Source organism: Streptomyces aurantiacus, from assembly GCF_001418335.1.
Classification (GTDB): Bacteria; Actinomycetota; Actinomycetes; order Streptomycetales; family Streptomycetaceae; genus Streptomyces; species Streptomyces aurantiacus.
Genome location: NZ_LIPP01000467.1, coordinates 1 through 12,694, shown reverse-complemented (window position 1 = coordinate 12,694; position 12,694 = coordinate 1). Strand labels below are relative to the sequence as shown.

Sequence of the window (12,694 nt, the reverse complement as noted above, 5' to 3'; positions counted from 1 at the left end):
GAGCAGGCCCCGCCCGCCCGGCTGTCGGCGGTGCTGTTCGACCGCGACGGCACCCTCGTCGAGGACGTCCCCTACAACGGCGAGCCGGCGCTGGTCCGCCTGCTGCCCGGCGCACGCGAGGCGGTGGACCTGCTGCGCGCCGAGGGGATCGCCACCGGCGTCGTCAGCAACCAGTCGGGCATCGGCCGGGGCCTGCTCTCCGAGAGCGACGTCCTGCGCGTCAACGCGCGGGCCGACGAACTGCTCGGAACCCTGGGCGCCTGGGTCTTCTGCCCGCACCGCCCCGAAGCGGACTGCGCCTGCCGCAAACCCAGGCCGGGCCTCGTCGTCGAGGCCGCCCGCCGGCTCGGGGTGCCGCCGGCCGAGTGCGTGGTCATCGGCGACATCCGGGCCGACGTGCTGGCCGCCCGCGCGGCCGGGGCGCGCGGCGTGCTCGTCCCCAACGCGGCGACCCTGCGCACCGAGGTCGAGGCCGAACGGTGGACCGCGCCCGACCTCCTGACCGCCGTCCGGACACTCCTGGAGCAGCGCCCGCCTCTGGAGCCGTACTCGCTTGAGCCTCATCGGGGAGGCGCCGCGTGAAAGCCCTCGTCGTACGCCTCGACAGCTTCGGCGACGTCATCCTCGCCGGGCCCGCGGTCCGCGCCGTCGCCGCGCACGCCGGCCAGGTCACGCTGCTCTGCGGTCCCCGCGGCGAGCCCGCCGCCCGGCTGCTGCCCGGAATCGACGACGTACTGGTCTGGGACGCGCCCTGGGAGGGCGTGAGCCCGCCGGCGGTGGCGGAAGCCGGCCTCGACACCCTCGTCCGGCGGCTGCGGGACCACGCCTACGACACCGCGCTGATCCTCACCTCCTTCCACCAGAGCCCCCTGCCCACCGCCCTGCTGCTGCGCATGGCGGGCATACGGAACATCGGCGCCGACAGCGCCGACTACCCTGGCCGGCTGCTCGACGTCAGGCACCGCCGGGTCCCCGGCCGCCACGAGGCCGAGGCGGCCCTGGACACCGCCGTCGCGATGGGCTTCACCCCGCCGCCGGGCGACGACGGACGGCTGCGGGTCCTGCCCGCCCCCGACACCGTCGGGCTCACCGGCAACGGTCCGTACGTCGTCGTGCACCCCGGCGCCAGCGCGCCGGCCCGCGCCTGGAGCCCCGAGCGCTGCGCCGAGGCGGTGCTCGCCCTCGCCGACGCCGGACACCGCGTCGTCGTCACCGGGGGGCCGGACGAGACAGGTCTGACCCGGATGGTGAGCGGCGAAGTGGCGCTCGACCTCGGCGGCCGGACCGAACCCCGCACCCTGGCCGGGGTGCTGCGCAACGCCGACGCCGTCGTCAGCGGAAACACCGGACCGGCGCACCTCGCCGCCGCCGTCGCCACCCCCGTGGTCTCCCTCTTCGCGCCCGTCGTGCCCGCCGACCGCTGGGGGCCCTTCGGGGTACCGGCCGTCCTGCTCGGGGACCAGTTCGCGAAGTGCGCCGAGAGCCGGGCCAGGCACTGCCCCGTCCCCGGCCACCCGTGCCTCGACGAGGTCACCGCCCAGGACGTGGTCGGCGCCGTCCGCAAGCTCATGGAGGAGACAGCGTGAACATCCTCATCTGGCACGTGCACGGTTCCTGGGCCACCTCCTTCGTCCAGGGCCCGCACACCTACCTCGTCCCCGTCACACCGGACCGCGGACCCGACGGTCTCGGACGGGCCAGGACCTGGCAGTGGCCACCGTCCGTACGCGAGGTCACGCCGGAGGAACTGCGGGCGAGCGACCTCGACCTGATGGTCCTGCAGCGCCCGCACGAGGTGGAACTCGCGCACCGCTGGACGGGACGCCGGCCCGGAGCCGACGTACCCGCCCTGTACGTCGAACACAACGCGCCGCACGAGACCCCGGACGGCACCCGCCATCCGCTGGCCGGCCGCGACGACATCCCCGTCGTCCACGTCACCCACTTCAACCAGCTGATGTGGGACAACGGACGCGCCCCGGCCACCGTGATCGAGCACGGCATCATCGACCCGGGCCCCCTGTGGACCGGCGAGGACAAGAGGGCCGCCGTCGTCGTCAACGAGCCGGTGCGCCGCGCCCGCACCACCGGCACCGACCTGCTGCCGCGCTTCGCGCGCGCCGCGCCGCTGGACGTCTTCGGCATGCGCACCGACAACCTCGCCACGCACCTCGGCCTGGCGCCGGACCGCTGCCGCACCCGGGACCTGCCCCAGGCGGAACTGCATCCCGCCATGGCGCGCTGCCGCCTCTACCTCCACCCCGTGCGCTGGACCTCACTGGGCCTGTCCCTGCTGGAGGCGATGTTCCTCGGCATGCCGGTCGTGGCGCTCGACACCACGGAGGCCAGGGAAGCCGTCCCGGCGGACGCCGGCGTCGTCTCCAACCGGCTCGACGTCCTCGACGAGGCGGTACGCGCCTTCCTCGCCGACCGGGAGCACGCCCGACGGGTGGGGGAGAGAGCCAGGGCCGCCGCACAGGCACGGTACGGCGTGCGGCGCTTCCTGGACGACTGGGAACACCTGATGAAAGAGGTCACGCGATGAGGTACGCACCTTCGTCCTTCTGCCGCGTCGCCCTGGTCTCCGAGCACGCCAGCCCGCTGGCCGAACTCGGCGGCCCGGACGCGGGCGGGCAGAACGTCTACGTGGCGCAGCTCGCCGAACACCTCGCCCGGCGCGGCCACGAGGTCACCGTCTACACCCGGCGCGACAGCCCCGGCCTCCCGGACCAGGTCACCACGTCCCGCGGCGTGCGGGTCGTCCATGTGCCCGCCGGTCCCGCCCGCCCGGTGCCCAAGGACGAACTGTTCCCGTACATGGCCGAGTTCGGTGACTTCCTGGCCCGGCAGTGGCGGACCCGCCCACCGGACGTGGCGCACGCGCACTTCTGGATGTCCGGAACGGCGGCCCTCGCCGGAGCCCGCGAACTGGGCGTGCCCGTCGTCCAGACGTACCACGCGCTCGGCACCGTGAAGAGGCGTCACCAGGGCGCCGACGACACCAGTCCGCCGCAGCGGCCGGCCATGGAGGCGATGATCGGCCGCGAGTGCCGCCGGGTGCTCGCCACCTGCGCGGACGAGGTCACCGAGCTGACCGCGATGGGAGTGGACCCGGGCCGGGTCTCGGTCGTCCCGTGCGGCGTCGACCCCACCCACTTCGCACCGGTCGCCGGCGCCGCGCCACGCCCCGGCGGGCCGCGCAGGCTGCTCGCCGTCGGCAGGCTCGTACGGCGCAAGGGCTTCGACCGCGCGATCCGCGCGCTCGTCGACGTGCCCGACGCGGAACTGCTCATCGCAGGCGGCCCCGAGGCCGAGCTGCTGTTCGCCGAACCGGAGGCGGAGAGGCTCCTGAAGGTCGCCGAGGAGTACCGCGTCGCCGACCGGGTGACCCTGCTCGGCGCGGTGCACCACGCCGACATGCCGCGCCTGATGTCCAGCGCCGACCTGGTGCTCTCCCTGCCGCACTACGAACCGTTCGGCATCGTGCCCATCGAGGCCATGGCCTGCCGGACCCCCGTCCTCGCCACGGCGGTCGGCGGCCACCTCGACACCGTCCTCGACGGGGTCACGGGCGCCCTGGTCGCTCCCGAGGAGCCCGAGGAGAAGGCCGGCGACGACCTCGCGGGCGTCGTCCGCGCGCTGCTCGCCGACCCGGAGCGCCTGGCCCGCTACGGCGCCGCCGGCCGGGAACGCGTCCTGGCCCGCTACACCTGGGACCGCGTCACCGACGGCGTCTGCCGTGTCTACAGCGCGGTACGCGCCGACGCCGCCCCCTCACTCTCGGGAGCCGTCCGATGAAACTCGCCCACCACGGCCGGCACTGCGACGACCTGATGGAAGCGCTCGTCGAGTTCCGGGCCTCGTGCCCCCTCGTCCACCGCTGGGGCGCCGAACTGGCCCGCAGCCTCTCCGACGGAGCCAGACTGCTCGTCGCGGGCAACGGCGGCAGCGCCGCCCAGGCCCAGCACCTGACGGCCGAACTCGTCGGCCGCTACCGCGACGACCGGCCACCGTTCTCCGCGCTCGCCCTGCACGCCGACACCTCGTCCACCACCGCCATCGCCAACGACTACGGCGTCCAGGAGGTCTTCGCCCGCCAGACCTGCGCCCACGGCCGCCCCGGCGACATCCTCATGCTGCTGTCGACCAGTGGCGCGAGCGCCAACCTGCTGACGGCCGCCGCCGAGGCCCGCCGTATCGGCATGAAGGTCTGGGCCCTGACCGGACCGGCGCCCAACCCCCTGGAAGCGGCCGGCGACGAGGCGGTGTGCGTGGACGCGCCCCGCTCGGCCACCGTCCAGGAACTGCACCTGGTCGCGGTCCACATGATCTGCGAAGCCTTCGACCGCGCCGTCGAGGAGCGCACCGTACTGACCTCGGCCCGCCCCCACGACAACACTGCGGCGACACTTGAGGAAGGTGCCGTATGAGTCCTCTGCCCCCTCCGACACCGCTGCTCGTCGTCGGGGACGCGCTGCTCGACCACGACCTGTCGGGGCGGGCGGACCGGCTGGCCCCCGACGCCCCCGTGCCGGTCGTGGCGGGCGCCCACCGCGTCACCAGGCCCGGTGGCGCGGCCCTCGCCGCCTACCTCGGAGCGTCCGACGGACGCGAGGTCACCCTCGTCACGGCCCTGGGCGACGACGAGGCGAGCCACATGCTGCGCCGGCTGCTCGCGGGCCGCGTGCGGCTCGTCGAGATGCCGCTGACCGGCCGGCTCCCGTGCAAGACCCGGATCATGGCCCAAGGCGTACCGCTGCTGAGGCTGGACGACGGCGACGGCCGCGCCGGGTCCGTCACGCAGGAGGCGCTCGCTGCGGTCCGCGAGGCGCGGGCCGTCCTCGTCGCCGACTACGGCCGGGGCGCCGTCGACGTCCTGCGCGACGCCCTCACGCGCGCCGCCGCCCGGGTCCCCGTCGTCTGGGACCCGCACCCGCGCGGGGGCCCGCCGGTGAAGGGCGTCCGGCTGGCCACTCCCTCGGCGACGGAGGCGCACGCGTTCGCCCGCGAGCACGCGGACCGGGCCGGGGCCGGCACCGGGACCGCGGGTGCGAGTACGGGTACGGGTACGGGTACGGACGCGGTGCCGTACGGTCCGGAATCCGCGCTGCGGCGGTCCGCCGGTGACGCCCGCGCACTGATCCACGCCTGGGGTGTCACCTCGGTGGCCGTGACCCTGGGGGAGAGGGGCGCCCTGCTCTCCCACGGCGAGGACCCGCTGCTGGTGCCCGCGCCGTGGACCGCGGACGGCGACGCCTGCGGGGCGGGCGACCGCTTCGCGGTGAGCGCGGCCGGGGCGCTCGCCGACGACGCGCTGCCCGAGACGGCCGTGGAGACCGCCGTCCGAGCCGCCACCCGGTACGTCGCGGCCGGCGGAGCCCGGGGCCTCGCCGCACGCCACGGCGAGCACGCGCCGAGCCGGACCGACACCGGCGTACCGGGTGGCGGCGTACCGGACCACGGTGTACGGGACGACGACCCGGGGACCGAGGCGTACGCCGTCCGGCTCGCGGCCCGGGTACGGGACGAAGGCGGCACCGTCGTCGCCGCGGGCGGCTGTTTCGACCTGCTCCACGCGGGACACGTCGCGCTGCTCCAGGCCGCCCGGCGGACCGGCGACTGCCTGATCGTCTGCGTCAACTCCGACGCGTCCGTACGCCACCGGAAAGGCGGCTCACGCCCCCTCGTCCCCGCCGCCGACCGCGTCCGGGTCCTGCTGGCCCTGGGCTGCGTCGACGCGGTCGCCGTCTTCGACGAGGACACCCCCGAACGCCTGCTGAACGAGGTGCGCCCGCACATCTGGGCCAAGGGAGGCGACTACGCCCTCACCCGGCTCCCCGAGGCGACGCTGGTGAAGAGCTGGGGCGGACAGGTCGTGCTGCTGCCGTACCTGGACGGCCGCTCGACCACCGAACTCGCCGATCGAGCGGCACGCGGTCCCGGTCCCACCGCTCAGGTCTCCGGAAGACCGCGAAGCGTGCGGAAGTGACCGGCATGCCCGCCTCCCACGCCGCCTCACGCACGGCCTCCCGTACCGCCTCAGGTACCGGCTCAGGTACCGGCTCACGCCCGCGGCTCCTGATCCTGCGCGCCCTGGGACTCGGTGACCTGCTCGCGGGCGTACCCGCCCTGCGCGGGGTCCGCCGGACGTTCCCCGGGCACGAGATCGTCCTCGCGGCTCCCGCCGCGCTGCGCGACGCCGCACTGGCCACCGGAACCGTCGACACGCTGTTCCCGGCCCAGGCCCCCGGCCGCGGCGTACCGTCCCTCGACGGCTGGCGGGGCACACCGCCGGACCTCGCGATCGACCTGCACGGCAACGGCCCCGAGAGCCACGACGCGCTGGCCGCGCTGGAGCCGCGCCGGCTGCTCTCGTACGCCCGCCCCGACGGGTCCGCCGCGCCGGCCCCCGTCTGGCGGCGGGACGAGCACGAACGGGAGCGCTGGTGCCGTTTCCTGCGCGCGTACGGAATCGATGCCGACCCCGGCGACGTACGCCTGCCCCCGCCGTCCGGGCCCTCACCCGCGCCCGGTGCCGTCGTCGTGCACCCGGGTGCCGAGGCACCGGCCCGCCGCTGGCCCGCGCGCCGCTATGCCGCCGTCGTGCGGCGGTTGCGGGCGGCGGGCCGCCGCGTCGTGGTCACGGGCGGCCCCGGCGAGGAGGAACTGACCGGGTACGTGGCCGACAGTTGCGGGCTCGGCGACGCGGACGTCCTGGCCGGCGGGCTGCCGTTCGCCGAGCTGTCCGCGCTGGTCGCCGGCGCCGCGTGCCTGCTGAGCGGCGACACAGGACCGGCCCACCTCGCCGTCGCCCACGGCACCCCGTCGGTGACCCTCTTCGGCCCGGTGGCGCCCCACTTGTGGGGCCCGCCCCCCGGGCCACGGCACGTCGCGCTCTGGCATCCGGGCCGGCCCGGCGATCCGCCCGGCGACCCGCACGGCCGGGAGCCGGACCCGTCGCTGCTGCGCATCGGCACCGCCGAGGTGGCCGCGGCTGTCCTGGCCCACACCGAACGCCCGGAGCGGTCCGGCCCGGTGCGCCCGCAAGGACCGGCGGAGGCGGTCGGACATGCCTGACCAAGACATCAACCAAGACATCAACCAAGACATCAACCAAGACACCGACAACCGCGACCACCGAACCGACCATGGCAGTCGCGGCACCGGGAAAGCCGGGCCCGACCGGCGCACCACCGTCGCGGTGATCACCCGGGACCGGCCCGAAAGTGCCCTCCGCACGCTCGACCGCCTGGCGGCGCTGCCCGAGCGACCGCCGGTCGTCGTCGTGGACAACGGCTCCGACGACGCGGTCACCGCGGCGCTGCGCGGCCATCCCGTGGGGGCCGAGGTGCTGAGCCCGCCGGGCAACACCGGAGCCCTCGGCCGGAATCTGGCGGTGCGCCATGCCAGTACCCCGTACGTCGCCTTCAGTGACGACGACTCCTGGTGGCGGCCCGGCGCGCTGAGCCGCGCCGCCGACCTGCTGGACACCCATCCCCGGCTCGGACTGCTGGCCGCCCGCAGCCTGGTCGGCCCCGAGGAGGCCGAGGACCCGCTCAACGCGCTGCTCGCCGACTCACCGCTGCCGACGGCGGCCGATCTGCCGGGCCGTTCCGTGCTGGGCTTTCTGGGCTGCGCGTGCGTCGTCCGCCGCCGGGCGTACCTCGACGCGGGCGGCTACCACCCGCTGCTCTTCTTCGGAGCGGAGGAGACCCTGCTGGCCTACGACCTCGCCGCGGCCGGCTGGGGCGTGGCCTACGAGCCGTCCGTCGTCGCACACCACCACCCCGACCCCGGCGGACGTCCCGGCCGTTCGGTGCGGCTACGACGCAACGCGCTCCTCACCGCCTGGCTGCGCCGGCCGGTGAACGTGGCCCTGAGACACACGGGCCGGCTGGCCGCGTCGGCGGTCAGCGGTGAGGCGGGAGCCATGACGGCCTTGCGGGAAGCACTGGTCCGGGCGCCCGAGGCGCTGCGCCGGCGCCGCCGGCTCCCTCCCCGGGTGGAGCGTGACGTACGGCTTCTGGAACAGCGAGCGGCGCGAGCACGGCCGCACGCCGCCGGCGCGACCGGCGCACATCCGACCGCGAGACCGCAGAGAGAGGGGAGACGATGACCGATTGCCGTACGACGGTCGTGGTGATCACCCGCGACCGCCGCCCCGAACTGCTGCGCACTCTGCGGACGTTGCGCGCCCTGCCCGAGAAGCCGCGGGTGATCGTCACCGACAACGCGTCACGGGACGGCACCGCGGAAGCCGTCGCCCGGCTGTTCCCCGAGGTCACGCTGTTGCGGCCCGGCCGGAACACGGGCGCCGTGGGACGCAACCTGGCGGTACGTCAGGTCCGCTCGCCCTACGTCGCGTTCTGTGACGACGACACGTGGTGGGAGCCCGGCTCCCTGCGGCGCGCGGCGGACCTGCTCGACACCCGTCCCCGGCTCGCCGCCGTCACGGCCCGCATCGTCGTCGAACCGTCGGGGGAGGAGGACCCCGTCGTCGCCGACCTGCGCGACTCACCGCTGAAAGGGCCCGACTGGCTGCCCGGCCCGGCACTCGGGTCGTTCCTCGCCGCCGCGACCGTCATGCGCTGCGACGCCTTTCGCGCGGTCGGCGGATTCCACCCGGGGCTCTGGCTGGGCGGCGAGGAGGAGCTGCTGGCCACCGACCTGCTGCGACAGGGCTGGTGGCTCAGTTACGTGCCGGAGCTGCTGATCCACCATGCCGCCTCGCCCGTGCGGGACAGCACACAGCGGCGGATCGTGGGACTGCGGAACACCCTCTGGTTCACCTGGCTGCGCCGCCCCTTCCCCTCCGCCCTGCGGCGTACCGGATACCTGATGCGCACGGTGCCCCGCGATGTGGCGTCGGCACGGGCTTTCGCGCACGCGGCGGCGGGTCTGCCCTGGGTACTGCGGCAGCGCGAGCCCGTTCCGCGTGACCTGGAGACCCGGCTGCGCACGCTGGAAGAAGCCCAACGGCGTTCCCCGGCACGGCGGTACGTGGGCTGATGCGGCTGTGCGACGGGCCGGGAGGGGGGCTGTGCAGCGGGCCGAGATCGGGGCTGAAAAGCGACGGGGTGAGGCAATTATCATGGTTCGATCTTCGGCCGGAGGGTACCGGGAGAGCTTCCCGATCAGGTTCCCCGATCAGGTTCGTGTTCTGCCGACCCTGTCCCGTTGCTTGGAGCTGCCATGGCTGAGAAGAACCCGTTGAAAGCCGCCGCCGAGACCGCCGCGGAGAAGGCCGCCGACGCACTGGGCGTCGGCAGCGGCCCCGAGGAAGGAGTGCCGGGCAAGCCGGCGCCCGTCTCGCCTTCGGTCGACGAACCGACCGAGCCCCACGGCCCGTTGCCGCCCAAGCACGATCAGAGCGGCCCGGCACCCATGAGCCCGACCGGGCAGGAGACCGGCGCCACCCAGGCGGACGTGGCGCAGGGCGGACCGTACCTGACCACGGCACAAGGAGCGCGGCTGTACGACAGCGACCACTCGCTGAAAGCCGGCGCGCGCGGCCCGGTGCTCATCCAGGACCACCATCTGCGCGAGAAGATCACCCACTTCGACCACGAGCGCATCCCGGAGCGCGTGGTCCACGCCCGGGGCGCGGCCGCCCACGGCGTCTTCCGGGGGTACGGCACCGCCGCGAATGTCACGAAGGCGGCCTTCTTGGCCAACGGCGTCGAGACACCGGTGTTCGTGCGCTTCTCCACCGTGCTCGGCTCGCGCGGCTCCTCGGACACCGTGCGCGACACCCGGGGCTTCGCGACGAAGTTCTACACGCAGGAAGGGGTCTTCGACCTCGTCGGCAACAACATCCCCGTGTTCTTCATCCAGGACGCGATCAAGTTCCCCGACATCATCCACGCCGGAAAGCCGCACCCCGACCGGGAGATCCCGCAGGCGCAGAGCGCCCACGACACGTTCTGGGACTTCGTCACCCTGCACACGGAGGCGACCCACCACACGCTGTGGAACATGTCCGACCGGGGCATTCCGCGCTCGTACCGCACGATGGAGGGCTTCGGGATCCACACGTTCCGGCTCGTCGACGCCGAGGGCGGGACCACACTCGTCAAGTGGCACTGGAAGCCCAAGCTGGGCGTGCACTCCCTCGTCTGGGAGGAGGCCCAGCTCATCAACGGAATGGACCCCGACTTCCACCGCAGGGACCTCGCCGACGCGATCGACGCGGGCGCCTTCCCCCAGTGGGAGCTGGGCATCCAGACCTTCCCGGACACCCCGGACCAGACGTTCGAGGGGATCGACCTGCTCGACCCGACGAAGATCGTCCCGGAGGAACTGGCGCCGGTGCAGCCCATCGGGCTCATGACACTCAACGCCAACCCGTCGAACTACTTCGCCGAGACCGAGCAGGTCGCCTTCCACGTCGGCCACCTCGTCCCGGGCATCGACGTGACCGACGACCCACTGCTGGCGGGGCGGCTCTTCTCCTACCTGGACACCCAGATCACCCGGCTCGGCGGGTCCAACTTCGGTCAGCTGCCCATCAACAGGACCCACGCCCCCGTCAACGACATGCTGCGCGACGGCATGCACCAGACGGCCGTGCACCGGGGCGTCGCGCCCTACCGGCCCAACTCGCTCGACGGCGGCTGCCCGTTCCAGGCGGGCGTCGACACCGGCGCGTACGTCGAGACGCCCGTCGGTGTCCCCGAGGCGAGCAAGATCCGGGACGCGCCCACCTCGTTCGCCGACCACTTCAGCCAGCCCCGGCTCTTCTGGCTGAGCATGACCCCCGTCGAACGCGAGCACATCATCGCCGCCTACACCTTCGAGCTGGGCAAATGCTACGAGCAGTCGGTCAAGGAGAGGGGCCTGCGCGCGCTCGCCAACATCGACACCGAGCTGTGCGCGGAGGTCGCCGCGGGCCTCGGCCTCCCGGCACCCGAGGCGACGGAGCAGCTCGCCTCGCCGGAACCGAGCCCGGCACTGTCCCAGGTCGGTCAGGTGTGGCCGCCGGACGGCAGGATCGTCGGGATCGTCGCAGGCCCGGCCGGTGACCTGGCCGGCGTACGCACCGTCCGCGAGGCTGTCCAGGAAGCGGGGATGGTGCCGTTGGTGATCGCCCCGGCCGGTGGCGTACTCGACGCGGACGGGGACCCGATCACCGTTCAGCGCAGCTACGCCACCGCCAGGTCCGTGGAGTTCGACGCCCTCCTGGTGGCCGGTGCACCGGGGCGCGGCGATGACGCGTACGGGGCGCGCGACGCGAAGGCCGGCGCCGTAACCGGCGATGGTGATGGTGACGGGGCCGATGGAGCCGGAATCGACCCGCGCGTGTCGCTGCTGCTGACGGAGGCGTTCCGGCACGGGAAGGCCATCGGCGGATGGCAGGACGGTGTGGCGGCACTGGAGCGGGCCGGTGTGCCGACGTCCGCGCCGGGTGTGGTGACCGGCGACCGGGGCGACGCAGTCCTTGAACAGATCGTCGAACTGCTCGGCGCGCACCGGGTGTGGGAGCGTTTCCCGACGGCCGCGGGCTGAACGACAGCGCCGGCGATCCGATTCCCGGGCGGGGCCCCACCAGTGCTGATGGGGCCCCGCCCGTACGGCGTCAAGAGGCCGGGTACGGGTTCTCGGCGAGCTGACGGGCGAGGTGGACGGTGTTGACGGCGAGGGTGCGGGTGGTGGAGGCGACGGCTTCCGGCGTCTCCTCCAGGTCCTTGTAGTCGGTGCCTTCCATGGCCGCTCCGACCCAGTAGGTGGCCACCTGGGGAGCCAGGGTGAAGCCGATGTCGTTGAGCCCCTGGAACAGATCGGCACTGATCTTGTGCGCGCCGTCCTCGTTGCCGACGACCGCCACCGCCGCGACCTTGCCGTAGGTGAGGAGCCTGCCCTCGTCGTCGGTCTCGGACAGTTCTGCGTCGAGCCGTTCGAGCACGCGCTGACAGACGCTGGAGGGGTGGCCGAGCCAGACGGGCGTCGCGAGGAGCAGGATGTCCGCGGCCATGACCTTCTCGCGCAACCGCGGCCAGGCGTCTCCGTCACCCATGTCGATCTCCACGCCCGGACGCACGTCGTGGTCGACGACCCGCACGGTTTCGCCCTCCACCCCCAGACGCCGGAACTCCGCCATCACCTGGTCGGCGATGAGGTGACTGCTGGAGGGGGACGGGGAGGCGGTCAGGGTGCAGACGAACGCGAGAGCGCGCATGTTCGAATCAACTCCTCGGAAGGGGAAGGCTTTCCTGGTTCGGTGGGGGAGGGCCGGTCGGCCGCCGTCAGGTGCGTACGCTGCTGTTGCTACTGCTGCGTACGCCGCTGACCACGAAGCCGCTGCGGGGCCGGGTCGGAATCCGCCGCAACGGGATACGCAGGTCCTGCGCGGGCACGTCGTACGCCAGCCCGGCAAGTCGCGGCGCCAGCGTGGCGAGGAGGGCCAGGGTGATGTCCTCGCCGGGGCACCGGTGACCGGTGCCGGCGTCGCCTCCGCCCTGTGGGATCAGTTCGTCGCGGCCGGGCTCCCGGTCGACGAACCGCTGGGGTGAGAAGACGTAGGGGTCCTCCCACAGCTCCGGGTCGTGGTTCTGGCCGTAGATGTCGAGCAACACCATCGTGCCCGCGTCGATCCGCTCGCCCCGCCAGCGCAGATCGGTGACGGCGAGTCCGCCCACGAACGGCGCGAAGGGGTAGAAGCGGCGGACCTCCTGGGCGAAGGCGAGCGCGTAGCCGG

At 73.8% G+C, this 12,694-nt stretch carries 12 protein-coding genes; 10 read left to right on the top strand and 2 right to left on the bottom strand.

Annotated features, from left to right (window positions below; genetic code table 11):
- The 10 genes from AOK01_RS38895 to AOK01_RS38850 form a co-directional block, all read left to right on the top strand.
- Nucleotides 1-582 (top strand): D-glycero-alpha-D-manno-heptose-1,7-bisphosphate 7-phosphatase (locus AOK01_RS38895; RefSeq protein ID WP_055520202.1); only part of this gene is annotated, 582 nt, incomplete at its 5' end.
- Nucleotides 579-1,586, top strand: coding sequence for a glycosyltransferase family 9 protein (locus tag AOK01_RS38890; RefSeq protein WP_055520192.1), 1,008 nt, complete (start codon nt 579-581; stop codon nt 1,584-1,586). The genes AOK01_RS38895 and AOK01_RS38890, both read left to right, overlap by 4 nt.
- Nucleotides 1,583-2,545 carry a glycosyltransferase gene (locus AOK01_RS38885; protein ID WP_055520190.1) on the top strand — a complete coding sequence of 321 codons (963 nt, stop codon included), beginning with the start codon at nt 1,583-1,585 and terminating at the stop codon, nt 2,543-2,545. The genes AOK01_RS38890 and AOK01_RS38885 overlap by 4 nt, the downstream gene beginning before the upstream one ends.
- The gene (locus AOK01_RS38880; protein ID WP_055520188.1) at nt 2,542-3,798 is read left to right on the top strand and encodes a glycosyltransferase; all 1,257 of its coding nucleotides are present in this window, start codon (nt 2,542-2,544) and stop codon (nt 3,796-3,798) included. Before AOK01_RS38885 ends, AOK01_RS38880 begins: the two co-directional genes overlap by 4 nt.
- The gene (locus AOK01_RS38875; protein ID WP_055520186.1) at nt 3,795-4,430 is read left to right on the top strand and encodes a D-sedoheptulose-7-phosphate isomerase; all 636 of its coding nucleotides are present in this window, start codon (nt 3,795-3,797) and stop codon (nt 4,428-4,430) included. Before AOK01_RS38880 ends, AOK01_RS38875 begins: the two co-directional genes overlap by 4 nt.
- Nucleotides 4,427-5,989, top strand: coding sequence for a PfkB family carbohydrate kinase (locus tag AOK01_RS38870; RefSeq protein ID WP_055520185.1), 1,563 nt, complete (start codon nt 4,427-4,429; stop codon nt 5,987-5,989). Before AOK01_RS38875 ends, AOK01_RS38870 begins: the two co-directional genes overlap by 4 nt.
- Nucleotides 5,990-5,994: 5 nt before the next feature.
- Nucleotides 5,995-7,077: a glycosyltransferase family 9 protein gene (locus AOK01_RS38865; RefSeq protein ID WP_055520197.1), complete on the top strand. Its 1,083-nt coding sequence runs from the start codon at nt 5,995-5,997 to the stop codon at nt 7,075-7,077.
- Nucleotides 7,070-8,116 (top strand): glycosyltransferase family 2 protein, encoded by a 1,047-nt coding sequence (locus AOK01_RS38860; protein WP_079104097.1) that lies wholly within the window; start codon nt 7,070-7,072, stop codon nt 8,114-8,116. Before AOK01_RS38865 ends, AOK01_RS38860 begins: the two co-directional genes overlap by 8 nt.
- Nucleotides 8,113-9,009: a glycosyltransferase family 2 protein gene (locus AOK01_RS38855; protein WP_055520183.1), complete on the top strand. Its 897-nt coding sequence runs from the start codon at nt 8,113-8,115 to the stop codon at nt 9,007-9,009. The genes AOK01_RS38860 and AOK01_RS38855 overlap by 4 nt, the downstream gene beginning before the upstream one ends.
- A gap of 183 nt (nt 9,010-9,192) precedes the next feature.
- Nucleotides 9,193-11,505: a catalase gene (locus AOK01_RS38850; RefSeq protein ID WP_055520181.1), complete on the top strand. Its 2,313-nt coding sequence runs from the start codon at nt 9,193-9,195 to the stop codon at nt 11,503-11,505.
- Nucleotides 11,506-11,575: 70 nt separating this feature from the next.
- On the opposite strand, the gene AOK01_RS38845 is transcribed toward AOK01_RS38850, so the two are convergent.
- Together AOK01_RS38845 and AOK01_RS38840 are read right to left on the bottom strand one after the other, a co-directional pair.
- Nucleotides 11,576-12,175, bottom strand: a complete 600-nt coding sequence (locus tag AOK01_RS38845; RefSeq protein WP_055520178.1) for a flavodoxin family protein — start codon at nt 12,173-12,175, stop codon at nt 11,576-11,578.
- 67 nt (nt 12,176-12,242) lie between these two features.
- Nucleotides 12,243-12,694, bottom strand: a 452-nt coding sequence (locus tag AOK01_RS38840; protein WP_157871661.1) for a cytochrome P450, incomplete at its 5' end; no start/stop codon positions are given.

Excerpts from the sequence above, each read along its gene's own strand:
- AOK01_RS38880 (WP_055520188.1), top strand. The coding sequence starts at position 2,542 with ATGAGGTACGCACCTTCGTCCTTCTGCCGCGTCGCCCTGGTCTCCGAG.
- AOK01_RS38875 (WP_055520186.1), top strand. The coding sequence starts at position 3,795 with ATGAAACTCGCCCACCACGGCCGGCACTGCGACGACCTGATGGAAGCG.
- AOK01_RS38865 (WP_055520197.1), top strand. The coding sequence starts at position 5,995 with ATGCCCGCCTCCCACGCCGCCTCACGCACGGCCTCCCGTACCGCCTCA.
- AOK01_RS38870 (WP_055520185.1), top strand. The coding sequence starts at position 4,427 with ATGAGTCCTCTGCCCCCTCCGACACCGCTGCTCGTCGTCGGGGACGCG.
- AOK01_RS38850 (WP_055520181.1), top strand. The coding sequence starts at position 9,193 with ATGGCTGAGAAGAACCCGTTGAAAGCCGCCGCCGAGACCGCCGCGGAG.
- AOK01_RS38855 (WP_055520183.1), top strand. The coding sequence starts at position 8,113 with ATGACCGATTGCCGTACGACGGTCGTGGTGATCACCCGCGACCGCCGC.
- AOK01_RS38860 (WP_079104097.1), top strand. The coding sequence starts at position 7,070 with ATGCCTGACCAAGACATCAACCAAGACATCAACCAAGACATCAACCAA.
- AOK01_RS38845 (WP_055520178.1), bottom strand. The coding sequence starts at position 12,175 with ATGCGCGCTCTCGCGTTCGTCTGCACCCTGACCGCCTCCCCGTCCCCC.